The sequence below is a fragment of the Sphingopyxis italica genome (genome assembly GCF_011926545.1).
Classification (GTDB): Bacteria; Pseudomonadota; Alphaproteobacteria; order Sphingomonadales; family Sphingomonadaceae; genus Sphingopyxis; species Sphingopyxis italica.
The window spans coordinates 374,240-397,002 of record NZ_JAATIT010000003.1; the positions used below are offsets into that span (position 1 = coordinate 374,240).

Annotated in this window: 29 protein-coding genes; 16 read left to right on the plus strand and 13 right to left on the minus strand. The window is 66.9% G+C overall.

The features are described 5' to 3' along the window. Positions 1 to 135 precede the first annotated feature (135 nt). Complete coding sequence (gene pyk, locus GGR90_RS12980; RefSeq protein WP_167921874.1) at positions 136 to 1,590, minus strand: pyruvate kinase; 1,455 nt, start codon at positions 1,588 to 1,590, stop codon at positions 136 to 138. A gap of 105 nt (positions 1,591 to 1,695) precedes the next feature. Here pyk and GGR90_RS12985 point away from each other — a divergent pair, with 105 nt between their 5' ends. The 16 genes from GGR90_RS12985 to pal all read left to right on the plus strand — a co-directional run bounded on the left by GGR90_RS12985 (position 1,696) and on the right by pal (position 11,753). Further along, the gene (locus GGR90_RS12985; protein ID WP_167921875.1) at positions 1,696 to 2,016 is read left to right on the plus strand and encodes a DUF1244 domain-containing protein; all 321 of its coding nucleotides are present in this window, start codon (positions 1,696 to 1,698) and stop codon (positions 2,014 to 2,016) included. Positions 2,017 to 2,080: 64 nt separating this feature from the next. After that, positions 2,081 to 2,323 (plus strand): DUF2312 domain-containing protein, encoded by a 243-nt coding sequence (locus tag GGR90_RS12990; RefSeq protein ID WP_167921876.1) that lies wholly within the window; start codon positions 2,081 to 2,083, stop codon positions 2,321 to 2,323. A gap of 32 nt (positions 2,324 to 2,355) precedes the next feature. Then, entirely contained in the window at positions 2,356 to 2,676 is a 321-nt protein-coding gene (locus GGR90_RS12995; RefSeq protein WP_167921877.1) for a heavy metal-binding domain-containing protein, read from the plus strand. Beyond that, complete coding sequence (locus GGR90_RS13000; RefSeq protein ID WP_167921878.1) at positions 2,673 to 3,164, plus strand: arsinothricin resistance N-acetyltransferase ArsN1 family B; 492 nt, start codon at positions 2,673 to 2,675, stop codon at positions 3,162 to 3,164. Before GGR90_RS12995 ends, GGR90_RS13000 begins: the two co-directional genes overlap by 4 nt. 57 nt (positions 3,165 to 3,221) lie before the next feature. After that, entirely contained in the window at positions 3,222 to 3,968 is a 747-nt protein-coding gene (locus GGR90_RS13005; protein WP_167921879.1) for a YebC/PmpR family DNA-binding transcriptional regulator, read from the plus strand. A 96-nt stretch (positions 3,969 to 4,064) separates the two neighbouring features. Next, positions 4,065 to 4,538 (plus strand): crossover junction endodeoxyribonuclease RuvC, encoded by a 474-nt coding sequence (gene ruvC / locus GGR90_RS13010; RefSeq protein WP_167921880.1) that lies wholly within the window; start codon positions 4,065 to 4,067, stop codon positions 4,536 to 4,538. 113 nt (positions 4,539 to 4,651) lie between these two features. Beyond that, on the plus strand, positions 4,652 to 5,251 hold the full coding sequence (ruvA, locus tag GGR90_RS13015; RefSeq protein ID WP_167921881.1) for a Holliday junction branch migration protein RuvA: 600 nt from the start codon (positions 4,652 to 4,654) through the stop codon (positions 5,249 to 5,251). Next, entirely contained in the window at positions 5,248 to 5,658 is a 411-nt protein-coding gene (locus tag GGR90_RS13020; protein WP_167921882.1) for a GFA family protein, read from the plus strand. Before ruvA ends, GGR90_RS13020 begins: the two co-directional genes overlap by 4 nt. 76 nt (positions 5,659 to 5,734) lie before the next feature. Then, positions 5,735 to 6,076, plus strand: a complete 342-nt coding sequence (locus GGR90_RS13025; RefSeq protein WP_167921883.1) for a hypothetical protein — start codon at positions 5,735 to 5,737, stop codon at positions 6,074 to 6,076. Between the two features lie 37 nt (positions 6,077 to 6,113). Beyond that, a complete protein-coding gene (gene ruvB / locus GGR90_RS13030) occupies positions 6,114 to 7,136 on the plus strand; it encodes a Holliday junction branch migration DNA helicase RuvB (RefSeq protein WP_167921884.1) in 1,023 nt (340 codons plus the stop codon). A 101-nt stretch (positions 7,137 to 7,237) separates the two neighbouring features. Next, a complete protein-coding gene (locus tag GGR90_RS13035; protein WP_167921885.1) occupies positions 7,238 to 7,732 on the plus strand; it encodes a YbgC/FadM family acyl-CoA thioesterase in 495 nt (164 codons plus the stop codon). Further along, positions 7,726 to 8,424 carry a protein TolQ gene (tolQ, locus tag GGR90_RS13040; RefSeq protein ID WP_167921886.1) on the plus strand — a complete coding sequence of 233 codons (699 nt, stop codon included), beginning with the start codon at positions 7,726 to 7,728 and terminating at the stop codon, positions 8,422 to 8,424. Before GGR90_RS13035 ends, tolQ begins: the two co-directional genes overlap by 7 nt. Next, positions 8,424 to 8,927 carry a protein TolR gene (tolR, locus tag GGR90_RS13045; RefSeq protein ID WP_167921887.1) on the plus strand — a complete coding sequence of 168 codons (504 nt, stop codon included), beginning with the start codon at positions 8,424 to 8,426 and terminating at the stop codon, positions 8,925 to 8,927. The genes tolQ and tolR overlap by 1 nt, the downstream gene beginning before the upstream one ends. Before the next feature lie 9 nt (positions 8,928 to 8,936). Continuing rightward, positions 8,937 to 9,758, plus strand: coding sequence for a hypothetical protein (locus GGR90_RS13050; protein ID WP_167921888.1), 822 nt, complete (start codon positions 8,937 to 8,939; stop codon positions 9,756 to 9,758). A gap of 5 nt (positions 9,759 to 9,763) precedes the next feature. Beyond that, on the plus strand, positions 9,764 to 11,131 hold the full coding sequence (gene tolB, locus GGR90_RS13055) for a Tol-Pal system beta propeller repeat protein TolB (RefSeq protein WP_167921889.1): 1,368 nt from the start codon (positions 9,764 to 9,766) through the stop codon (positions 11,129 to 11,131). Positions 11,132 to 11,234: 103 nt separating this feature from the next. Further along, a complete protein-coding gene (gene pal / locus GGR90_RS13060; protein ID WP_209023743.1) occupies positions 11,235 to 11,753 on the plus strand; it encodes a peptidoglycan-associated lipoprotein Pal in 519 nt (172 codons plus the stop codon). 46 nt (positions 11,754 to 11,799) lie between these two features. On the opposite strand, the gene GGR90_RS13065 is transcribed toward pal, so the two are convergent. The 12 genes from GGR90_RS13065 to gspD are packed head-to-tail and all read right to left on the minus strand — an operon-like array spanning position 11,800 to position 22,760. Further along, positions 11,800 to 12,537, minus strand: coding sequence for a prepilin peptidase (locus GGR90_RS13065; protein ID WP_167922143.1), 738 nt, complete (start codon positions 12,535 to 12,537; stop codon positions 11,800 to 11,802). 31 nt (positions 12,538 to 12,568) lie between these two features. Beyond that, positions 12,569 to 13,285 carry a type II secretion system protein N gene (gene gspN / locus GGR90_RS13070; RefSeq protein ID WP_167921890.1) on the minus strand — a complete coding sequence of 239 codons (717 nt, stop codon included), beginning with the start codon at positions 13,283 to 13,285 and terminating at the stop codon, positions 12,569 to 12,571. Further along, positions 13,282 to 13,764 carry a type II secretion system protein GspM gene (gene gspM, locus GGR90_RS13075; protein ID WP_167921891.1) on the minus strand — a complete coding sequence of 161 codons (483 nt, stop codon included), beginning with the start codon at positions 13,762 to 13,764 and terminating at the stop codon, positions 13,282 to 13,284. The genes gspN and gspM overlap by 4 nt, the downstream gene beginning before the upstream one ends. After that, positions 13,761 to 14,906, minus strand: a complete 1,146-nt coding sequence (gspL, locus tag GGR90_RS13080) for a type II secretion system protein GspL (protein ID WP_167921892.1) — start codon at positions 14,904 to 14,906, stop codon at positions 13,761 to 13,763. The genes gspM and gspL overlap by 4 nt, the downstream gene beginning before the upstream one ends. Position 14,907: 1 nt before the next feature. Further along, positions 14,908 to 15,915, minus strand: a complete 1,008-nt coding sequence (gene gspK / locus GGR90_RS13085) for a type II secretion system minor pseudopilin GspK (protein WP_167921893.1) — start codon at positions 15,913 to 15,915, stop codon at positions 14,908 to 14,910. Further along, entirely contained in the window at positions 15,912 to 16,526 is a 615-nt protein-coding gene (gspJ, locus tag GGR90_RS13090; RefSeq protein ID WP_167921894.1) for a type II secretion system minor pseudopilin GspJ, read from the minus strand. The genes gspK and gspJ overlap by 4 nt, the downstream gene beginning before the upstream one ends. Continuing rightward, positions 16,523 to 16,888, minus strand: coding sequence for a type II secretion system minor pseudopilin GspI (gene gspI / locus GGR90_RS13095; RefSeq protein WP_342449938.1), 366 nt, complete (start codon positions 16,886 to 16,888; stop codon positions 16,523 to 16,525). Before gspI ends, gspJ begins: the two co-directional genes overlap by 4 nt. Further along, a complete protein-coding gene (locus GGR90_RS13100) occupies positions 16,878 to 17,360 on the minus strand; it encodes a GspH/FimT family pseudopilin (RefSeq protein ID WP_167921895.1) in 483 nt (160 codons plus the stop codon). Before GGR90_RS13100 ends, gspI begins: the two co-directional genes overlap by 11 nt. Continuing rightward, the gene (gene gspG, locus GGR90_RS13105; protein WP_167922145.1) at positions 17,335 to 17,811 is read right to left on the minus strand and encodes a type II secretion system major pseudopilin GspG; all 477 of its coding nucleotides are present in this window, start codon (positions 17,809 to 17,811) and stop codon (positions 17,335 to 17,337) included. The genes GGR90_RS13100 and gspG overlap by 26 nt, the downstream gene beginning before the upstream one ends. 32 nt (positions 17,812 to 17,843) lie before the next feature. Then, positions 17,844 to 19,058 carry a type II secretion system inner membrane protein GspF gene (gene gspF / locus GGR90_RS13110; RefSeq protein ID WP_167921896.1) on the minus strand — a complete coding sequence of 405 codons (1,215 nt, stop codon included), beginning with the start codon at positions 19,056 to 19,058 and terminating at the stop codon, positions 17,844 to 17,846. Next, positions 19,051 to 20,559: an ATPase, T2SS/T4P/T4SS family gene (locus GGR90_RS13115; protein WP_167921897.1), complete on the minus strand. Its 1,509-nt coding sequence runs from the start codon at positions 20,557 to 20,559 to the stop codon at positions 19,051 to 19,053. The genes gspF and GGR90_RS13115 overlap by 8 nt, the downstream gene beginning before the upstream one ends. After that, on the minus strand, positions 20,556 to 22,760 hold the full coding sequence (gspD, locus tag GGR90_RS13120; RefSeq protein WP_167921898.1) for a type II secretion system secretin GspD: 2,205 nt from the start codon (positions 22,758 to 22,760) through the stop codon (positions 20,556 to 20,558). The genes GGR90_RS13115 and gspD overlap by 4 nt, the downstream gene beginning before the upstream one ends. Between the last annotated feature and the right edge of the window lie 3 nt (positions 22,761 to 22,763).

The following is a 22,763-nucleotide window of genomic DNA, read 5'->3' on the forward strand; positions in this document are numbered from 1 at the left end:
ACGCGCTGCTTGCACCAACTATGCCGCGCGGCGTCAATGGTGCAAAGTCCATTTACCATTTTTAAGCGTCCCGATCTGAATCACGCCGAAAATTTTGTGAATCGTCCGGTAGCTTTTGTGCCGATTTGAATCGGATCAGCTGTATCCGCGCAGCTCGTCGCCAGTCAGCGTCGCCACATGCAGCACATTGGTCGACCCCGGCGTGCCGAACGGAACCCCCGCCATCATCACCAGCTTCGCGCCCGCCTTGCAGATGCCGTGGCGCAGCGCCATGCGCTTGCCCTTGGCGATCATCTCTTCAAAGCTGCCGATATCCTTCGTCGGCACCGCATGCGCGCCCCACAGCAATCCCATGCGCCGCGCGGCTTCCTTCTTCGGCGTCAGCACCAGCAGCGGTGCGCCCGGCCGTTCGCGCGCGACGCGGCGCGCGGTCGAACCCGACGCGGTGAAACAGATGATCGCATCGGCGGCGATCGTCGCGATGATGCTGCCCGCGGCCTCGGCCAGCGCATCGGCGGTCGTCGCGTCGGGCACCGTCTCGGTGAAGTGCAGGCGGCGGTAATAGTCGGGATCGCTTTCGACCGAGCGCGCGATCGAGTCCATCATCGTGACAGCTTCCACCGGCCACGCGCCCGCCGCGGTTTCGGCCGACAGCATGATCGCGTCGGCCCCGTCGTACACCGCCGTGGCAACATCGCTGACTTCGGCGCGCGTCGGCGACGGCGAGACGATCATCGATTCGAGCATCTGCGTCGCAACGACGACGGGCTTGCCCATCCGCCGCGCGGTCGCGACGATCTTTTTCTGAAGCGGCGGCACCGCCTCAGGGGGGAGTTCGACGCCGAGGTCGCCGCGCGCGACCATCGCCGCATCGGCGAGTTCGAGGATTTCCTCGATCCGCTGCACCCCCGACGGCTTTTCGAACTTCACGAGCAAGGCCGCCTTGCCGCCGATCAGCCGCCGCGCCTCGGCGACGTCCTCGGGGCGCTGAACGAACGACAGCGCGATCCAGTCGACATGCTGTTCGAGCGCGAAGGCCAGGTCCTTGCGGTCCTTTTCGGTCAGCGCGGCGAGCGGCACGACGACGTCGGGAACATTGACACCCTTGCGATCCGAAATCTTGCCGCCGACCTCGACGATCGTTTCGATCCGGTCGGGCGCCACGCTCTTTACCCGCAGCACCAGCTTGCCATCGTCGATCAGCAGGCGGGTATCGGGCTCGGCCGCCGCGAACAATTCCGGGTGCGGCAAGTGGACGCGCGTCGCATCGCCCGGCGTCTTGTCGGCATCGAGTATGAAGGGCTTGCCCTTCACCAGTTCGGCGGGGCCGTCCTTGAACGTGCCGACGCGCAGCTTCGGCCCCTGCAGATCGACGAGGATCGTCGTCGGGCGCCCAGTGTCCTTTTCGAGCGCGCGGATCGCCGCGATCACCTTCGCATGGCCGGCATGATCGCCGTGGCTCATATTGACGCGAAAGGCATCGGCACCGGCGCGGTGCAGCTGCGCGATCATCTCGGCATTGGCGCTGGCGGGGCCAAGGGTCGCCAGGATGCGGACCTTGCGCTGGCGGGGGGTAAAGCTCTGAACCACAAATGCTCCGATGACGTGGGGTGGGGTCTGCGACGCTAGGGCAATGCCGCCTTGATGCGGCCAAGGCAACAACCGTATAGCTATTCATCATACAAAGGAGAAACCATGTCCTGCAGCGACGATCAGACGACCGGCAACGACGCCCTCGACAGCCTCGACGATGCCGTCGCGGCCGCGGCGTTCCGCCACCTCGTCCGCCTGCTCCGGCATCGCAGCGACGCGGCGAACATCGACCTGATGGGCCTCGCGGGATTTTGCCGCAACTGTCTGGGCGACTGGATCGCGGAAGCGGGCGAGATGGATAAGGAAACCGGCCGCGCGATCGTCCACGGCATGCCGACCGCCGAATGGAAAGCGCGCTTCCATGTTGCGGCCACTCCCGAACAGCTCGCGCGGATGGAAGAAAGCATGGCCAAGAATCCCTGACGCCGCTAATCGGACGCCGAGGCGATTCTCGCCACGCAATCATCCAATCTGAGCGGAGTATAAAATGAGCGAAGCCACCGTGTCCGACGACCAGCTGCGTCTTTTCATCGAGCGCATCGAGCGTCTGGAAGAAGAGAAGAAGGGCATCGCCGACGATATCCGCGACACCTATAATGAATCGAAATCGCAGGGTTACGACCCGAAAATCATGCGCCAGATCGTGCGCCTTCGCAAATTGCCGGTCCACGACCGCAAGGAAATGGAAGCGATTCTCGACGTCTATAAATCGGCGCTCGGAATCGACTGAAGCCAACCCGCACAAGCATCAGGAGAGTGACGATGTTCAGCACCACCACCAATAATGTCGAGGGCCGTCCGGTCCGCGAATATCTGGGCATCGTCACCGGCGAGGTGATCGTCGGCGCCAATCTGTTCCGCGATTTGTTCGCGTCGATCACCGACATCGTCGGCGGCCGCTCGGGGAAATATGAGGATGTGCTCGCCCGCGCGCGCAAGGAAGCGATCGCGGAGATGGAAGCCGAAGCCGCGCGCCTCGGCGGCAATGCCGTCGTCGGCGTCGACCTCGACTATGAAGTGCTCGGCCAGAACGGCTCGATGCTGATGGTCAGCGCGTCGGGAACGGCGGTGACGCTGGGGTGAGCGCCGACATCCGCCCGGCGGCGTCAGCCGATTCCGCGCGATGTGCCGAGATTTACGCACCCTATGTCACGGACACCTGGGTCAGTTTCGAACGCGATCCGCCTGGTACGGCGGAAATGGCGCGCCGGATAGCGGATTACGGGACCAGCCATGGCTGGCTGGTCGCGGAGGTCGAAGGCAAAATGGCGGGATATGCCTATGGCTCCCCTCACCGCGCGCGCGAAGCCTATGCGACCTCGGCGGATGTCGCGATCAACCTCGATGCGGCTTTCGCGCGGGCGGGAATTGGGCGGCAGCTTTACGAGGCGCTGTTTCCGATTCTGAAGGATCGCAATGTCCACGCCGTCTTCGCCGGAATTGCCCTGCCGAATGACGCCAGCATCGGCTTGCATGAGGCAATGGGCTTCGCTCCGATCGGAATCTACCGCGACGTCGGTTGGAAAATGGGCGGCTGGCGCGATGTCGGGTGGTGGCAGCGGTTGCTTTGACATTAGGTCCTGATGTAAGCGCGCCTCCAGTTCCTCCCAGCCGCAAAGAAGAGAGCCATGGCCGGCCATAGCAAATTCAAGAACATCATGCACCGCAAGGGTGCGCAGGACAAAAAGCGCAGCTCGCTGTTTTCCAAGCTTTCGCGGGAAATCACCGTCGCGGCGAAAATGGGCCTGCCCGATCCCGACGCGAACGCGCGCCTGCGTGCGGCGATCAACGCCGCCAAGGCGCAGTCGGTGCCGAAGGATAATATCCAGCGTTCGATCGACAAGGCCGCGGGCGGCGAAGGCGATAATTACGAGGAAATCCGCTACGAAGGCTATGGCCCCGGCGGCGTGTCGCTGATCGTCGAGGCACTGACCGACAACCGCAACCGCACCGCGACCAACGTCCGCACGGCGTTCAGCAAGAATGGCGGCAACCTCGGCACCAGCGGCAGCGTTTCGCATGGCTTCGACCGCCTGGGCATGATCAGCTACGCCGCCGAGGCGGGTGACGCCGACACAGTGTTTGAAGCCGCGCTCGACGCCGGCGCCGACGATGTCGAATCGTCCGAGGACGGCCACGACATCTGGACCAGCGTCGACAGCCTCCACGAAGTCGCCAAGGCGCTCGAAACCAAGCTCGGCGAAGCCGAGGGCGTAAAGCTCGCCTGGCGCCCGACGCTGAAGAGCGAAGTCGCCGACGAAGCGACCGCGCAAACGCTGTTCAAGCTGATCGATACGCTCGACGACGACGACGACGTCCAGACCGTATGGGGCAATTACGAAATCCCCGACGCGGTGATGGAAAAGCTTGGCTAACAGCCAGAACCCGTTCGCATCGAGCGAAGTCGAGATGCCCATCGTCGGCGCATGCTTTCAAGGTGTCTCGACTTCGCCCGACACGAACGGAACGATATGATCATCCTCGGCCTCGATCCCTCGCTGACCTGCACCGGCTGGGGCGTCATCCGCGTCGAGGGCAGCCGGATCAGCCATATCGCCAATGGGCAGGTGAAGACCGACGCAAAGACTTCCCTGCCCGACCGGCTCGCCCATCTTGACACCGTACTGGCGGCGGTGATCGCCGATCATGCACCGGCATGTGCGGCGGTCGAGGAAGTGTTCGTCAACGACAATCCGCAATCGACGCTGAAGCTCGCGCACGCGCGCGGCGTTGTCCTGCTTGGCTGCGCGCGCGGCGGGCTGGCGGTCACCGAATATGCGCCGCGGCTGGTCAAGAAAGCGATCGTAGGCACCGGCGGCGCGGCGAAGGAACAGGTGCAGGCGATGCTGCGCGTGCTGCTTCCCGGCGCAAAGGTCGCGGGTGCCGACGCGGCCGATGCGCTCGCGGTCGCGATCTGCCATGCGAACCATCGGCCCAAGGTCTAAATCCCCACGCCGTTCGCCCTGAGCTTGTCGAAGGGCCGTTCTTCTCTTAAGGAGAACAAAAGGGGAAGGACCGGGCTTCGATAAGCTCAGCCCGAACGGATGTTGGAAACCGCATGATCGCCAAACTCACCGGACGGCTCGACAGCAGCACCGCAGGCCATGCGGTGATCGACGTCGGCGGCGTCGGTTATCTGGTCGAGGCATCGGCGCGCACGCTCGACGCACTCGGCCCGGTCGGCGGCGAGGTCGTCATCCACACCGAAATGCTCGTCGGCGAGGATTTCCTGCGCCTGCTTGGCTTTGCCAAGGCCGAGGAGCGTGACTGGTTCCGCCTGCTCACCAGCGTGCAAGGCGTCGGCGCGAAGGTCGCGCTCGCGATCCTCTCGGCGCTCGAAATCGGCGACCTGCAACGCGCCCTCGCCAGCGGCGACAGCGCGATGATCGCGCGCGCCAACGGCGTCGGGCCGAAGCTCGCGCAGCGGATCACGCATGAGTTGAAGGACAAGGCCGGCGCGCTGGGAGGGATCGCGGGTTCGGGTCCAGCCCTGTCCGCGACCACCGGCCCGCTCGGCGACGCCGTCGCCGCGCTCACCGGCCTCGGCTTCAAACCCGGCGAAGCGAGCGCCGCGGTCGCGGCCGCGAACGGGGAGTTGGGTGCGGGCGCCAGCCTTGACGCACTCGTCCGCATCGCGCTCAAGAAAGCCGCGAAGTGACCACCCTAACCCGCCGCGCCACCTGTCGCTGCGGCCAGATCTGCATCGCCTGCACCGGCGAGCCGATCCGCGTGTCGGCCTGCCACTGCCGCGAATGCAAGGCACAGAGCGGCAGCGCCTTTGCCGCGCAGGTCCGCTTCCCGGCCGAACAGGTCCGCATCGAGGGCGAAGCGAAAGCGAAGATGTGGCAATATACCGGCGCCAGCGGCAATACCGCCGACTTCTTTTTCTGCGGCACCTGCGGCTCGGGCGTCTGGTACCGGGCGCGGCCCTATCATGACGCCTATGCGATACCGCTCGGCAATTTCGAGCCCGGACACGGCTTCGTGCCCGGCTATTCGGTGTATGAGGACCGCAAGGAACCTTGGGTTTCAATCAGCGGCGAGCGGGTCGAACATTATGACTGAGCCGGCCACCGCATCGGTACGCCCGCCATATTATGTCTGGCTTGCCATGCGCCTGTTGGGCCTTTTGGGCATCCCCATGATAATTGTCGGATTCCTGTATGCAGTTGGCAGCCCGGTCGATAGCATCGACTTCCAGCTGGCTCTCGTGTGTCTTGTGGTTGGCGGGTTGATCGGCGACAGCGGGCCGGTCTGGCGCCGTGCAGAATACGACACATCGGAATTTTTCGAATATCTCGGGCGGCGCCTGGCGTCGAAGGGATGTCCCCAATGCGGGCAATCGGTCTTCGACCGAATACCGCCCAGCGGCTTCGAGTTGGAGAGCGCACGACATTCCTTCTGGCCGACCCGCATTTGCTATGGTTGTGGCGGCGATACGACCCGCGTTCGTACATCGATTCCGGGACCGCGCAGTGATTAGCTGGCGGCATGACGAGATTTATGGATAAGGCGACGGCGTGACCGACCTGACCACCCCCATCCGCACCCCCGAGGACGCCGACGCGGCGTTGCGGCCGAGGTCGCTCGCCGAATTCGTCGGGCAGGCGGCGGCGCGCGAGAATCTGCGCATCTTTATCGAGGCGGCGAAGGCGCGGGCGGACGCGCTCGATCATGTGCTCTTCTATGGCCCCCCGGGTCTCGGCAAGACGACGCTGGCGCAGATCGTCGCCAAGGAACTCGGCGTCGGGTTTCGGTCGACCAGCGGCCCGGTGATCGCGAAGGCGGGCGACCTCGCGGCGCTGCTCACCAATCTGGAAGACGGCGATGTGCTGTTCATCGACGAGATTCACCGGCTGTCGCCCGCGGTCGAGGAAATCCTCTATCCGGCGATGGAGGATCGCGCGCTCGACATCATGATCGGCGAGGGGCCGTCGGCGCGTTCGGTGCGGATCGACCTGCCAAAATTCACCCTCGTCGGCGCGACGACGCGGCAAGGCCTGCTGACGACCCCGCTGCGCGACCGCTTCGGCATCCCGGTGCGGCTCAATTTCTATACGCACGCCGAACTCGAACAGGTGATTTCGCGTGCAGCGCGCCTGCTGTCGCTGCCGATCGCGCCCGACGGCGCGCTGGAAATCGCCCGCCGCGCGCGCGGCACCCCGCGCATCGCCGGGCGGCTGCTCCGCCGCGTTCGCGATTTCGCAACGGTTGCGGGTCACGCGATCGTCGATGCGAAGGCGGCCGACGCGGCGCTCAACCGGCTCGAAGTCGATGCGCTCGGCCTCGATGCGATGGATCGCCGTTACCTCACCATGATCGCCGACATCTATCGCGGCGGCCCGGTCGGGGTGGAAACGCTCGCGGCGGGCCTCAGCGAACCGCGCGACACGATCGAGGATGTGATCGAACCCTATCTGCTCCAGGCCGGGTTGATCGCGCGAACCGCGCGCGGACGCATGCTCAACGCCAGTGCATGGAAGCATCTGGGCCTCAACCCGCCCGCGGGTTCGCAGGACGGACTTTTCGATCAGGCGAAATAGGCGATTTTCCGCGGCTTTCATTCCACCAACCGGCCCCGATCTGCGACCAAATGTTCAAGGGGGGTTTGCGATGAGTCGTTGCGAGGCTATCGATCGGGACAATGGTAAACGCCCCGTCCCCCTTTGTTCCCGGCGCCTTCGTCGGGGCCGAGCATCATTTCCGGGCGCGCGTCTATTTCGAGGACACCGACCTGTCCGGCATCGTCTATCACGCCAATTATCTGCGCTATATGGAACGCGCGCGGTCCGACATGCTGCGCTTGGCCGGCATCGACCAGCGCGCGGCGATGGAGGTGGGCGAAGGCGCGTGGGCGGTCACCGACCTCGCCATCAAATACCGTAGCCCCGCGAAGCTCGACGACGACCTGCTCGTCGTCAGCACCGTCGAGGCGGTACGCGGCGCGAGCGTTATCATAGCGCAGCGCATCCTTCGCGGAAGTGATACGTTAAGCGGCGAGACATTGACGCCCGTGATACTGACCGACGCGCAAGTCACCGCAGCCTTTCTGTCGCCCGGGGGCCGGCCGCGCCGCCAGCCCGCGGGTTGGGCCGATCGATTTACCGCCATTATGAATGGAGAGACTTTCCCTTGCTAGACAATATCTCGCTGGCCGCCGACGCGGCGACCCTGTCCCCCGTCGCGCTGTTCATCCAGGCGGACATCATCGTGAAGGCGGTGATGATCGGCCTTCTGCTCGCGTCGATCTATGTCTGGATGGTGATCTTCACGCACGGCCGCGGCGTCAGCAAGCTGATGAGCGCGTCCGAACGCTTCGAGCGTGATTTCTGGCGCGCCGACAATATCGACAAATTCTTCGACAAGAATAGCGACGAGGATCTGCCGAGCGCGAAGGTGCTGAGCGCCGGGATCGGCGAATGGCGTCGCTCGACCAAGGGCAAGATCGTCGATCGCGACGGGACGCGCGAGCGGCTAGGCATCGCGATGAACAGCGCGGTCGCGGGCGAAGTCGATCGGCTCGCCGAAAAGATCGGGACGCTGGCGACGATCGGTTCGGTCGCGCCCTTCGTCGGCCTGTTCGGCACCGTCTGGGGCATCATGCGCAGCTTCACCGCGATCGCGGCAGAAAATAACAGCAGCCTCGCCGTCGTCGCCCCCGGTATCGCCGAAGCGCTGTTCGCGACCGCGATCGGCCTGTTCGCGGCGATTCCCGCCGTCATCGCCTATAACAGCTTTTCGCAGCGCCTGAACCGGCTCGAATCGCGCCTCGGCCGCTTCGCCGACGGACTGCACGCGACCTTCAGCCGCGAACTGGAGGTCGAAGCCTGATGGCGATGTCCGGACCTTCGGGCGGCATCGGCGGCCGACGCGGCCGCGGCGCGCGCCGTGCGCCGATGGCCGAAATCAACGTCACCCCGCTCGTCGACGTGATGCTGGTGCTGCTGATCATCTTCATGATCACCGCGCCGCTGCTCACCGCCGCGGTACCGATCGACCTGCCCGAAAGCCGGGCAAAGCCGGTCGAGACCGAAGATCAGGAGCCGATCCAGCTGTCGGTCGGGGCCGACGATACGCTCTATATCGGCGAAGAGGTGGTGCCCGAAGCCGAGCTGCCGGCGCGGCTCGATGCGATCGCGCGCGCGAATGAGGGCGAGGATCGGCCGCGCCAGATCATGCTGCGCGCCGACAAGGGGCTCGATTACGGCCGCGTGATGCGCGTGATGGGCGAGCTCAACCGCGCCGGCCTGACGCGGATTTCGCTGGTCACCACCGGCGCCAACGCCGCGCCGGCCGCCACAGCGGTCACCGACGGTTCAGAAACGGGGCTCTAGGTTAGGACGATGGCCGAACAACGGGCAGTCGGGGGGAATGAGGGACGCGGCTTTGCTGTCGCGGTGGCGGCGCATGTCGTCATCATCGGCCTGCTGTCGATCCAGTGGACCGCAGGCGAACGCCGATTCGACAATCCACCGATGGAAGTCGACCTGATCGCCGAAACCGCGGTGCGATCGACCGCGCCGGTGATCAGCGAAACCCCGCCCGCCGCACGGCTGGGCGAAGAGGATGACGTCGACATCACCTCGCCCGAGCCGGTGCCAGCACCACCGCTTCCCGACCCCGTGGTGCGGCCGACCCCCGCTCCGACGCCCAAGCAGGTAGCACGCTCGAAACAGGCGCCGCCGAAGCAGCGCCCTGCCGCGAAAAAGGCGCAGCCCAAGGCCGCGCCCAAGGCGCCGCCGGCCAAGGACCGCCCCGCGCGCCCGACCGGCCGGCTCGACGGCATCGCCGAAGGCCTTTCGAAATCGCAGCCCAAATCACCGTCGAGCAAAGGCGCACCCGCCGCGGCGACGGCGGCCGAGGTGCGCCGCTCGATCGACGTCAGCATCAAATCGGCGGTCCTCCCGCGCTGGAACGGCTGCCGCGTTTCGGGGGTCGACGTCGACCAGCTCAAGACCGTCGTGAAGTTTCGTCTGACGCCGTCGGGTGCGCTCGCCGGCTTTACCGGCGTCACCACGTCGGGCGAGACCGACAGCAATAAATTCCAGATTCCGCGCCATCAGGAATGCGCGAAACGCGCGGTGGAACTCGCCGCCCCCTTCGATCTGCCCGAAGATAATTACAGCTTCTGGCAGAATTACACGCTCGATTTCATCAAGAGGTAAGAGACATGTTTCTCCGTCCGCTCAGCCTTTCGCTCGCGCTACTGCTGACCACCGCACCGGTCTTCGCTCAGACCGCTCCGACCCCGCCCGCGGTCACGCCGACCACCACGCCGCGCGAGACGATCGAGGGCACGCTGTCGCAGGAGCGCACGGTCATCGGCATCCCGCCGCTCGCCACCGCGTCGGTACAGACCGTCGCGGGGCTTCGCACCGACAGTCTGGGCCGCCAGATCGCCGAAGTCATCGCCGCCGACCTCGAACGCAGCGGCTTGTACGAGCCGATCGGCCCGAACGGCGTCCGCGCGATCACCCGCGCCGAGGTGCAGGCGCCGCGCTTCGCCGAATGGCAGGCGCGCGGCGCCGAAAATGTCGTCCACGGCTTCGTCGATGCCGGGTCGAACGGCAGCCTGATCGTCGGCTGTTATCTCTACGACACCGCGCTCGGCAGCGAGCTGGTGCGCAAGGGATTCGAAATTCAGCCCGCCGACTGGCGCCGCGCCGCGCACAAATGCGCCGACGCCATCTATTCGCGCCTGTCGGGCGAAGCGCCCTTCTTCGACAGCCGCGTCGCCTATATCGCCGAGAGCGGCCCCAAGGGGAATCGCATCAAGCGCCTCGCGATCATGGATTCGGACGGTGGCAACCACCGCTTCATCACCAACGGCCAGGCGCTTGCGATCAGCCCGCGCTTCTCACCCGATTACAAGAAGATCGTCTACGTCAGCTATTTGAACAACCGCGTCCGCGTCTTCATCTACGACGTCGCCGCGGGATCGCAGAAGCTGGTAACCGAAAGCAGCAACGCCACCTTCGCCCCGCGCTGGTCGCCCGACGGCACCCAAATCCTCTATTCGATGGCCGTGAACGGCAACACCGACATCTATCGCATCTCGGCGAACGGCGGCACGCCGGTGCGGCTGACGACCACGGCGGGGATCGACGTCGGCGGCAGCTTCTCTCCCGACGGCAGGAAGATCGTGTTCGAAAGCGACCGGTCGGGCGGCCAGCAAATCTATGTGATGAACATCGACGGGTCGAACCAGCAGCGGATCAGCTTTGGGGGCGGCCGCGCCGCGACGCCCGAATGGTCGCCGCGCGGCGACCTCATCGCCTTTACCCGTATGGGCGGCGGCGAATTCCGCATCGGCGTGATGACCCCGTCGGGCGGGGGCGTGCGCTTGCTGACCAACAGCTGGCAGGACGAAGCGCCGACCTGGTCGCCGAACGGCCGCGTCATCCAGTTTTTCCGCACCACGCGCGGACGCGAAGGCAAATCGAGCCTGTGGCAGGTCGACCTGACCGGGGTGAACCTGCGCCGCCTGCCGACCCCGCAGGACGGATCGGATCCGAGCTGGGGTCCGGTCCTGCCTTGAGCAAAGCGGAACCAAAACGCCCGGCTCGGGTTCAAATATCGCGTCCGGCCGGTTCTTTTTGCCCGCAGAATGATTTCCCAACAACAACAAGAGGACAGAAAACATGACGATACGGAAAAGCACCGCGATGATCGCGGCGATCACCATGCTTGCTGTTGGCGCCTGCGCGAAAAAGGCTCCTGACACGCTGCCCCCCGCCCCCGAAGGCACCGGAACCGATCCGGGCGCCGGAACCGGCACCGGCGTGATCCCGGGCTCGCAAGAAGATTTCCTCGCCAATGTCGGTCTGGAGGGCGACCGCGTTTTCTTCGATTATGACCAGTATAACGTCGATGCGCAGGATCAGGCGACTTTGCAAAGCCAGGCGCAGTGGTTGCAGCGCAACCCTGCGGTCCGCGTCACGCTCGAAGGCCACGCCGACGAACGCGGCACCCGCGATTACAATATCGCCCTCGGCGAACGCCGCGCCAATGCCGCGAAAAATTATCTGGCATCGCTCGGCATCAACCCGGGCCGCATCAACGTCATCAGCTATGGCAAGGAACGTCCGGCCGAACTCGGCTCGACCGAAGCAGCCTATGCCAAGAACCGCCGTGCGGTGACCGTCGTTATCGGCCAGTAAGGCGTTTCTCCGCCCGACGGCGGAGGCGGCACCGGCCCGCTCCACGTTAGGGGAACAGAACCCACCAGATCGGCACCGCGGCAAACGCCGCGGCGCAGAGGAAGACACCGAAGGGGACCCGTCGCTCGGCGAGCGACCGGTCCCCTTTTCGCTGCACGGACAATGCCCAACCGATCCCCCCGATGCTGGCGAGGAGCAGCAGCAGCGGCAAGGCCTGCCACCCGGTCCAGCAGCCGATCGCCGCGACGAGCTTGGGGTCGCCGCCGCCCATGCCGTCGGCACCGCGCGTCCGCCGGTAGGCCCAAGCCAGAAACGCGAGCGCGGCCCCCCCCGCAATCGCGCCGATCCAGCGATCGAGCAGGGCAGCATCGAACAGGGGCCCCGCGAACAGCAGTCCCGCGACCGCCAGCAGCGCGCTGAGCCGGTCGGGCAACCAGAAATGCCGCGCGTCGAGCAACAAAAGCGGCAACAGTAACCAGCCAAATAGCGCCCATAGCCAGCCCGCCGTGCCGGGCATCAGGGCCAGCGCGATCATGCCGATCAGCGCCGAGCTCGCCTCGACAAATGAATGAAAGCGATCGATCGGTGCGCCGCAGGTCCGGCAGCGCCCCCGCGCGGCGAGCGCCGAGAGCAACGGGATGAGATCGAGCACGCCGAGCGGCCGTCCGCACGCGTCGCACTGCGATCGTCCCAGCACCGACCGGCCTGCGGGCCAGCGCAGCACCAGCGTCGCGATGAAGCTGCCGAGGATCAGTCCCACGAGCGCGGCAAGGGCGATGCCCATGCCGAAGGGCAAGGCATCGAGGAAGCTCACGTCAGAAGCGGCCCGTGGTCGCCAGCACGAACCCGCCCGAGCCCGCCTTGAACCCCAGTGCCGCGAGCGCCGCTGCCATAGCCGGGTCGCGGTCGACATTGATCGCGAATTGCGCGCGATAGGCGCCGCTGCCGTCGAACGACAGCGTCAGCCGTTCCATTCCCGACTGGCTGGCGAGCGCCGCCTGCGCGCGTCCGTTCGCGCAGCTGAGCGGGCCCGACAGGCCGCGCGACAGATCGAGCCCCGCGATCGGCGCGCTGACCACGAGCCGGATCCGGCCACCGGCGACGACGCATTTGCCCGCGTCGTCGAAGCGCACCGTCGCGCCTTCGAAGCTGATCCTGTCCACGGGGACGGCGCCCAGTCCGCCCGCCATCGACGTCGTACCGCTGACATTGGACACGCCGCGCGGATCGCTGCCATAGAGGCGTCCCGCCAGCGCCCCGAGCCGTTCGTCGGTGCGCGAGAAAGCCAGTTCGACGCTCCCGCCGAGAAGCGCGAGCGGCGAAAGGCTCGCGCGCACGGTGCCGAGCGGCAAGGCGCCGAGTCGCGCTTCGACGAGTTCGCCCGACCATATGGAACCGCGAACCTCGCGCGCGGTCACGCCCGCATCGGTTGCGCCCGACCAGGCGAGCGCAAGCCGCATCGGAAAGGTCGCAAGGAGGAGGAGCAGCGCGAGCACTGCCCCGGCGATGATCCACCGTCTGCGCGCGATCATTGGCCGCCCTTCCGAAGTTCCGCGGTCAGCCCGACGGTGCCGTCGGCGGCGGGGGTGATGGTCAATTGATCGACAACGAAGCCCTGCCCCTCGAGCGAAGCGAGCCAGTCGACCAGCACCGGCGCCTTGGCAGCGGCAATGGCGATCGTCGCCTTCCCCGCGCCCCGCGCCTCGTTGCGGTCGAGCGTCAGCCCGATCTCGCCCGCCGATTGCGCAAGATATTGGTCGATCGCGACCGCATCGACCGCCGCCGCAACCGATTTCGCGGGGGTCCGGCCGAGCAATTGCACCTTGGCCTTGACGCGGCCCTCGCGCTCGATCGCGGCACGATGCCGGCTTTCGAGATCGATGAACGCCGCGACCGCCGGCCGGGCGAAACCCCAGACCAACACGCCAAGCGCGAGCGCACCGGCAACGCCGACGAGCCAGCGTTCGCGTTGCGACAGGCCGCTCCACCAATTTTTGAACTTGTCGGTCATGGCACCGCCCGGATCGTCACATTGGCCATCTGCTGACCGTCGCTGCCCGCCATCGGCTGCGCGGTAATGCGATAGCCGCGCGCCTGCAGCGCGAGCAGCACTTGATTGATATCTTCGACGCGCGGCGCGGCGAGCGTCGTCGTCAGCGTTCCGTCGGTGCGATGCGACAGCGTCTTGAGCGATACGCCGGGCGCATCGCCCATCGCGTCGTAGAGCGCCGAAGCGGGGACCGAGAAGGCAAGCGGCCCACCGCCGGCGGCCGCAAGACGGCGGTCGATTTCGGCTTCGGCCGCGGTGGCGTCGCCTGCCGTCACCCCCGCCTTCTTCGCCATCGCCACGACCGCTTCATCGGCTCGTCCCGTGTCGGAGGTCAGCCGCACCGCATAGATAATGGGGATCAGCACGCTCACGACGACAAGCGCGACCAACAGCCGCTTCGCCATCCGCAGCAGCGCCGGGTCGGCCGCCCAACTCCGCTTGGGTTTCCACCCACCACTGAGCAGGTCGAGCGGCGGCGCGGCGAGGGTCAGCAGCAGTGCCTCGCGCATCCGGTCGGGGTCGAGCGGGGCGATGTCATGGCTACCCGCGATCAGCGCGTCGAGTTCGAGATCCGAGCGATAGGCGCGGTCGGCGCTACGCACGATCTGCTCGCCGCCAACGTCGGCGGTCCATAGCGTGCCCGGTTCGGGTGGGGGCACCGCGGCGGCAGCGGGAAGGATGGCGGCGGGCATCAGATCGCGCGCCTTCAGCCAGTCGGTCCACGCGGCCATCGCGGCGTGGGTGGTGACCGCGACCGGAACGGCCTGCCCCTCCCCCGCCGGCTGACCGGTGACGACATGCAGCAAGGCCGCATCGCCAAGACTATCCTTCAGCGCATCGATGCGCGCCGCGGCGGCGGCTTGCGCGGGTGCGGCGTCGGGATAACGAAGCCAGCGCAGCGGCACATCGGCCGCGGGCGCCAGTGCGACCAGCCGGTCGTCGGCGCTGTCGTCCTGCGGCTTCTCCCACGCACCGACCCAGCCGTCGTCCTGCCCCGAATCGACGATCACCCCGTCATCGATGCGCAGCCACGCGGGATGCGGCGCATTTTCCTCGCCCAGCGCCGCCATCGAGGGCAGCCAGAGAAGCAGCGTGCAAGCCATGTCAGTCGCTCTCGCCCCAATCGCGGCGCACGATGACCGGCGACGCCATACCGGCGGACGGCGCCCCGCCATTGGCATCAATCAGCGAAACTGCGGTCAAGAAACCGTCCCCCATCGTCACATTCGTCGTCAGCGCGAGCCAGCGGCTGGTCACGCCCGCCTGTTCGGCAACATCACTTGGCGGCTTGCGTCCTGCGAACGGACGCGCCCCCCAGAATCGTACGCTGCTGCCATAGCCGCCAGCGGGGCGCGCCGCCAGCACCGCCCGCGCGTCGGCGATACCGATCTCGCCGGGCAGCAGCATCGCGACCAGCGGCGCCTGTTCGGGCGCCAGCGTGTTGACGTTCAGCTTCACCGGATCGGTCACAGGGAGCACGCAGAGCCAGGGCCTGAGCCGCGCGTAGATTTTCGGGGTGACCCCGCGCACCGCGCGAAGTTCGCTGACATCGGCCATCTTGCGGTTGGCGGGCAGATAGGCGCCTTGCATCGATCGATAGACATTGTCTTCCGCCCCCAGCCGCCCTTCATTGCTGTCGCTGTCGATCCAGTCGGCCGCCGCGCCCGCGATCGCCTGCGCCTCGCCCGGGTCGATCCCGAGCAAGGTCATCAATTCGCCGAATTGGCGCATCGCGCCGGCCCGCTGGCTGAACCGTCCCGGCACCGTTTCGGCAACCAGGCTGTTGAGGTTGAAGCAGTTGTTCGCATCGCTGAGCTTCGCCCGCCCCTCGCCGCCGGACAGCGGCAGCGTGAAATCGCGGCCCAGCCAATTGCCGGCCAGCGTCAGCTTTGCAGGATCGCGCCCGACGAGATCGGCGACGCGGCGCAGCGCGATCTGTTCGGCGGCAAAGGTATAGGCGCGTCCCTGATCGACCGTCGCCGCGCTTCCCGCGATGCGCGTCGCCAGCGTCAGGCGGTCGAGCGCGGTCGCGGCGATCACCGCCATCACCGCGACGAGCAGCAACACGCTGAGCAGCGCCGCGCCGCGTTCATCCCTGCTCTGGCGCTTCATGGCGCCGGCACCCCGGCGACGGGCGGCGGCGGCAACAGCGTCGGGGCGGTCAGGAACGCCATCGTCAGCGGCTCGCGCCCGGTGCGCGTCAGCCGCACCTCGACCGCGCGCGGCAACCGGTCGCCCGGCTCCGACGTCCAGCTTTCGCTCCAATCGCCCCGTTCGTCGCGATAACGCACCGCGACCGCCGCAACCTCATCCACCAGCCGGTCGCCGTCGCCGAGCGCGGTTCCGTCGAGCATCGGCTGTATCGCCCGGCGCCACTCGCCTCCGACGAGCGCATAGCCGACGCGCTCGACATTCGGACGCGAGCTGCCGTCGAGCGCGCCCGCGCCGCCGTGAACGAAGGCAAAGCCGTTCGACGACCCGATGAAGGCGGGAACGGCTTCCCCTGCCGGGCCGCGCGTCGGGCGCTGAACGGCCTGCGCCAGATCGTTCGCCATAACCGCGCGCAGCCGGTTGATGCCGCCCATCGCCTTCAGCCGTTCCTGCACCGCATCCTGCGTATCGACGCTGCTGCGCAAAAGGCCGACCCCCATCGCGGCGATCGCCGCGAAGATGGAGAGCGCCACAAGCATCTCGACGAGGGTGAAGCCGCGTTCGCCTTTCATCGCGACGGCCGGATGATCGTCAGCGCCGCCTGCCCGCGCCCGCTTTCGGGCCGCACGAGCAGATCGATGCGCAATAGCGCGTCGTCGGCGGTTCTGGCGACGCGCTGTTCGACGCGCCAGTTGCGCCCGGCGTTGGCGACGCCGATCGCGCTGCTGCCGATCGTCGGCGGTGCGGGATCGGTCCACAGCTCGACCGCGCGGTTCTGCGCGACGATGCCCGCCATCGTGCTTTCATCGAGGTCGCCCGCGGTGCGAACCGCAAAGGCGTCGAGGCGGATGAGCGCGAGCGCGGCGATGCTGATGACGCTGAGTGCTACCAGCATCTCAAGCAGCGTGAACCCGGCTTCGCGCTCAGCGCCCACGGCTGACCTCTCCGGTCGCGGAAACGCGCACGACCTCACGCGCGTCGCCGCCGGCGAGCACGACGGCTTGCGGCGTCGGACTGGTGCCGACGCGGTCGAAGAGCAGGCGCGCGGCGCCGCGCCCGTCACCGGCCGCGAAACGGACGTTACCCGGCCAACTCCGCTGTTCGAAGGCGCGGCCCGGAAGCGGCTGCCATTCGCCCGCAATTCGCCGTTCGAACCCATAGCCCGACGGCGCGAAATTGACCGCGACGCTGCGTCCCTCGATCACCGCGACATCGCGCGCGGCGGCGAGGCGTGCCGCCAGCCGGTCGGCTTCGCTGCGCACCGTGCGTTCCTCGCCCGGCATGGTCAGCACGACCGCGGTCGCGGCGAGCGCCATGATCGCGAGCACGACCATCAGTTCGACGAGGGTGAAGCCGTTGGCGCGAGGACGCGGGCGCGCCTCAGGCGTCGCTGCGAATATCCGCATTGTCGTCGGTCCCGCCGGGGGCACCATCGGCGCCGAGCGACCAGACGTCGAACGCCTTTCCGTTCGGCCCCGGTGCCTGATAATTATAGGGGCGCCCCCACGGATCGGCGGGCAGTTTCTTGATATAGCCGCCGCGGCGATAGCGTTCGGGCTGGGCGAGTGCAGGCGGCGCGGTGGTAAGCGCGTTCAGCCCGTCGGTGGAGGCCGGATAGACCAGATTGTCGAGCCGATATTGTTCGAGCGCATTTTCGAGCGTCGAAATATCGGCCCTCGCCTTGGTCACCATCGCGCGGTCCTGGCTCGGCAGGACGTTGATCATCACCACCGTCGCGAGCAGGCCGATGATGAAGATGACGACCATCAGTTCGGTCAGGGTGAAACCGCGCTCGTCTCTCTTGCGGCGGCGGTGAACGGACGGGCGGCCCTGATCGGAAAAGGACGTATCGAACATCAGGTGAAGGAATAGCTGCATCAGCGACATTTTCATAGTCCGGCTAGGTTCTGCAACTGAAGGATCGGAAGCAGAATGGCGAGGATGATAAGGGCAACGCATGACCCCATAACGACAATTATGACAGGTTCGAGAAGCGCCATCGACGCGGCCGTAAAGCGGTCGAATTCTCGTTCGAGATAGTCGGCCGCGCGTTCGAGCATCTGTTCCAGCCGCCCCGCGCTTTCGCCGCTGGCGGTCATATAGACGAGCAGCGGCGGGAACACGCCGGCGTCGCGGAGCGCGGCCGAGAGGCCGCCGCCGGCGCGCACCTGATCGACGATATTGGCGGTCGCGCCGGCGAGCGCGGCGTTGCGGATCGTGGGCACGGTCAGTTTCAGCCCTTCGACGAGCGGCAGACGGCTCGACACCATCGTCGACAGCGTCCGCGCGAAACGCGCAGCATAAAGGTCGCGGAGCAGGCGGCCAAGGAGCGGCAGGCGGAGAAGGCGGGCATCGACCCGTGCCTTGAACGCCGGGCGGCGTAGCGCGGCGGTCCAGCCGAACGCGGCGGCGGCGATCAGCAGCGCGATCAGCCACCACCAATTGGCGGCGAAGCTGGAGATGGCGATCACCGCGCGGGTCAGGAAAGGCAATTGCTGGCCGGTGTCGGTGAATTGCTCGACGACGCGCGGGACGACGAAGATCATCAGTGCCGCGACAACCCCGATCGCGACGACCGCCAGCACGATCGGATAAGCGAGAGCCGCGATCAGCTTGCCGCGCACTTCGGCCTGGCGTTCGAGCAGGTCGGCGAGGCGCGCGAGGATCGTCGTGAGGCTTCCCGTCGTTTCGCCCGCGGCGACCATCGCGCGATAGAGCGGCGGAAAGCTGGCGGGCTGGCGACCCATCGCGTCGGCGAGGCGGCGGCCTTCGAGCAAGCCGGCATGGACGTCGCCGATCACGGCGCGCGCGCTTTCGGCCTCGCTCTGGCGCGTCAATGTGCGCAGCGCCTCTTCGAGCGGCGCGACTTCGGCGAGCGTTGCGAGCTGGCGGGTGAAGAGCGCCAGTTCCTTGCTGCCGAGCTTGGTCTTGCGGAATGCGAGCAGCGAGCGGCCGGCGGGCTTCGCTCCGGCCGCTTCGACCGCGACGATGTGGAACTTCCGCCGCACCAGATCGGCGCGCGCGGCGGCGTCGTTGGCGGCGGTCAGCCGCCCCTTGCGCTCGCGGCCCTGCGGATCGATCGCGACATAGCGATAATCAGGCATCGACGTCCTCGCGCCGCGCGATGCGGATCGCTTCTTCGGCGGTCGTCAGCCCCTTCGCGACCATCGACCGCGCCGCCGAGGCGAGCGTCGGCGATTTGAGGAAGGCGTGCTTGACGATCATCGATTCGTCGCCGCCGGCGTAGATGTAGCGGCGGACGGTCTCGTCGACCTTGATCGCCTCGAACACGCCGATGCGGCCCTTGAAGCCGGTGCCGCCGCACGCCTCGCAGCCTTTGGGGCGCCAGATGACGGTGCCGATGTCGAGCCCGAGCATCGCGGCGATGCTGTTGTCGGCCTGGACGGGTTCGCGGCAATTGTCGCAAAGTTTGCGCACAAGGCGCTGGGCGAGGACGGCGCGGAGGGTGGAGGTCAGAAGAAAAGGCTCTACTTTCAAATCCTTAAGGCGGGTGATCGCGCCGACCGCATCATTGGTGTGGACGGTCGAGAGGACGAGGTGGCCGGTGAGCGAGGCCTGCACCGCGATGTCGGCGGTCTCGCGGTCGCGGATTTCGCCGACCATCACGACGTCGGGGTCCTGGCGCAGGATCGCGCGCAGCCCCGCCGCGAAATCGAGCCCGACCTTGGCATTCACCTGCGTCTGCCCGACACCATCGACGGCATATTCGACCGGATCCTCGACGGTCAGGATGTTGCGCTGGCCGTCGTTGAGCTGTTTGAGCGCCGCATAGAGCGTCGTCGTCTTGCCCGATCCGGTCGGGCCGGTGACGAGGATGATGCCATTGGGTTCGGCGAGCGCCTCACGCAATATGCGGTCGGCTTCGCCCGACAGGCCGAGGACGTCGAAGTCGATTCCCGCCGCATCCTTGTCGAGAATACGCATCACGACGCGTTCGCCCGCGCGGCTCGGCAGGGTCGAGACGCGGACGTCGACCGCCTTGCCCGCGAGCGTCAGCCCGATGCGGCCGTCCTGCGGCACGCGGCGCTCGGCGATGTCGAGCCGCGCCATCACCTTGATGCGGCTGACGACGACGGGTGCCACGTGCGGCGGCATGCGGAGATGTTCGCGCAGCACGCCGTCGGCACGCATCCGCACGACGAGTCCGCTTTCATAGGGCTCGATATGGATGTCGCTGACCCCTTGCCGCACCGCTTCGGCGATGATCGCGTTGATCAGGCGGATCGCGGGGGCGTCGTCGGCGCTGTCGAGCAGATCCTCGGCGCTCGGGATGCCGAGGTCGAGGTCGCTGCCGTCGAGCGAACCCGCCATCGCGGCGGCCGAACTGTCGACCGCATAATGATCCGAAAGCAGCCGGTCGAAATCGGCGGCGTCGGCGGTCGCGACGCGCAGCGGCTGCGCGAGATAGCGTTTGACCTCAATCAGCACCGCGGGATCGCTGCCCTCACGCAAGGTCGCGAGCCAGACGCCGTTTTCGCCGGGCGCGATGACGACGCCGTGCGCGCGCGCGAAGCCGTAGGGAATATCCACGGGGGGAATATCAACCGGCGCCGGGGGAGGCGCCGCCGGTTCGATGTCGGTCACGGAGTGTCTCCGGCAGGCGGCGCCGGCGCCTCTGACGTCGAGGGCGGGACGTCGGTGGGCGTGACGCTGCCGCCCTCCCCGCGCAGCGCGGGCAGGTTGACGGGGCCGACGGTGACGTCGGCGGGCGTCGGCGGCGACGGCGGCGTCGCCCCCATATAGTCGCGCACCAGCGCGTCGATCGCGGGCTCCTGATCGGGGTTCCTCTGGAGCTGAAAGTCGCGGATATAGCCATAGCGGCGCGCGGTGAGCGCGGCATTGTCTTCGCGGCTCTTGAGGATCGTCGGGCGGATGAAGACCATCAGGTTGGTCTTCGACCGCGTCCGGCTGCGCGATTTGAACAGTTCGCCGATCAACGGAATATCGCTGAGCAGCGGGATACGCTCGATCGTCTTGCGCTCGTCGTCGTTGAGCAGGCCGCCGATCGCGAGGATTTCGCCGTCATCGACGGTCAGCACGGTTTCGAACGACCTTTTGTTGATGATGAGGTCGCTGTTGCGCGACGAGACCGGCCCCGCGACGCTCGACACTTCCTGGCGGAGAAAGAGCTTGACCTCGCCCGCGCCATTGACCTGCGGCGTGACGTCGAGTTTGATGCCGACCTCTTCGCGCTGGACGGTGCGGAAGGCATTGTCGAAATTGTCGGAAAGCGCCTCGCCGGTCGTGATCGGCACTTCCTGTCCGACGAGGAATTTCGCCGCCTGATTGTCGAGCGTGACGATATGCGGGGTCGCGAGCAGATTCGACGTCGTGTCCGATTTCACCGCGTTGATGATCGCGCCGAAGATCGTGTTCTTGCCGATGTCGCCCGCGAAGCCAGCGAATCCGCCGGTCGCCGAAAGGAGCTGCGCCGCCGCGGCTTCCTGAAACGCGTTGCCCAGCGCGCTCGAGGTTTTGGTCACGACGGTGGTGCCGTCGGTGGTCGTCGTTTCCTCGCTGATCTGCGTCGAGGCATAGGCGCCCCCCAAGGTCAGGATATTGGGCGAGGCGTTGCTGTAGCTCGTCGCGACGAACGGGATATTCTTGCCGCCGAGCAGGAACTGGACGCCGAGTTTCTTGGCGGCATCATCGCCGATCTCGACGACGATCGCCTCGACCAGCACCTGTTGGCGCCGCGTGTCGAGCTGGCGGATCAGTTCGCCAAGCATCCGCTGCACTTCGGTATTCGCCGCGACGATGATCGCGTTCGCGCCTTCGTAGCGCGTGATGATGGCCGGGCCGCGGGTCGAGATGCTGCCGCTGCCCCCGGCGCCGGTCGAGCTCGCGGCGGGTGCGGCGGCGGCGGGCGCCGGCGTGCTGGTGCCATTCGAGGACGAGGTCGAGGCGGACGCCGGCGGCAGGCCCGCCCTTTGCACCGGATCGCTGCCGCCGCCGATCAGCTGCTGGAGCGTCGGGAGCAATGTTTCGGCATTGGCATGTTCGAGCCAGTAGACGCGCAGTTCGGTGCCGCCCGCCGCCTTCGCATCGAGATCGTTCGCCATCGCGACGAAACGCGCGACGAGCGCCTGATCGCCGCGCAAGGCAATCGCGTTGCTGCTGTCGATCGGGACGATCGCGACCGGTGCGCGCGCGCCCTCCCCCGCCGCCGGAACGAGTGCCTGGAGCGCGGCGGCGATTTCGCGCGCGCCGGCATTTTTCAGCGTGACGATCTGGCTGGTCGAGCTGTCGCGGTCGATGCTCGCGGCGAGGGCGCGGATGCGGCGGATATTGTCGGCGAAGTCGGCGACGACGAGGCTGTTGGCGTTGCGGTTCGCGGTGAGAGAGCCCTGCGGGCTGACGAGCGGGCGCAGCGTTTCGACCGCCGCGACCGCGTCGATATGCCGAAGGCGGATGATTTCGGTGACGAACTGGTTCTGCGCCGCGCCGCGGGCGCCGATGCGGCCGGGCTGCGCGGCCGCGCCGTCGATCGGCTGGACACGGTAGCTGCCGTTCGGCCCCGGCACCGCGACGAGACCGTTCGAGCGCAGAGTCGCGAGGAAAATCTCGAAATATTCGCTGCGCGACAGCGGCCGGTCGGTGACAACCGACACCTTGCCGTTGACGCGGCCGTCGATGACGAAGGTGCGCCCGGTGATCCGCGCCGCATCCTGGATGAAGGCGCGGATGTCGGCATCGCGCACGTTGAGCGTATATTGGGCGGCCGCGGGTGCCGGGGTGGCGGAAACGAGCGCGGCGGCGAGCATCAGGGACAGTTTGAGACGCATAGA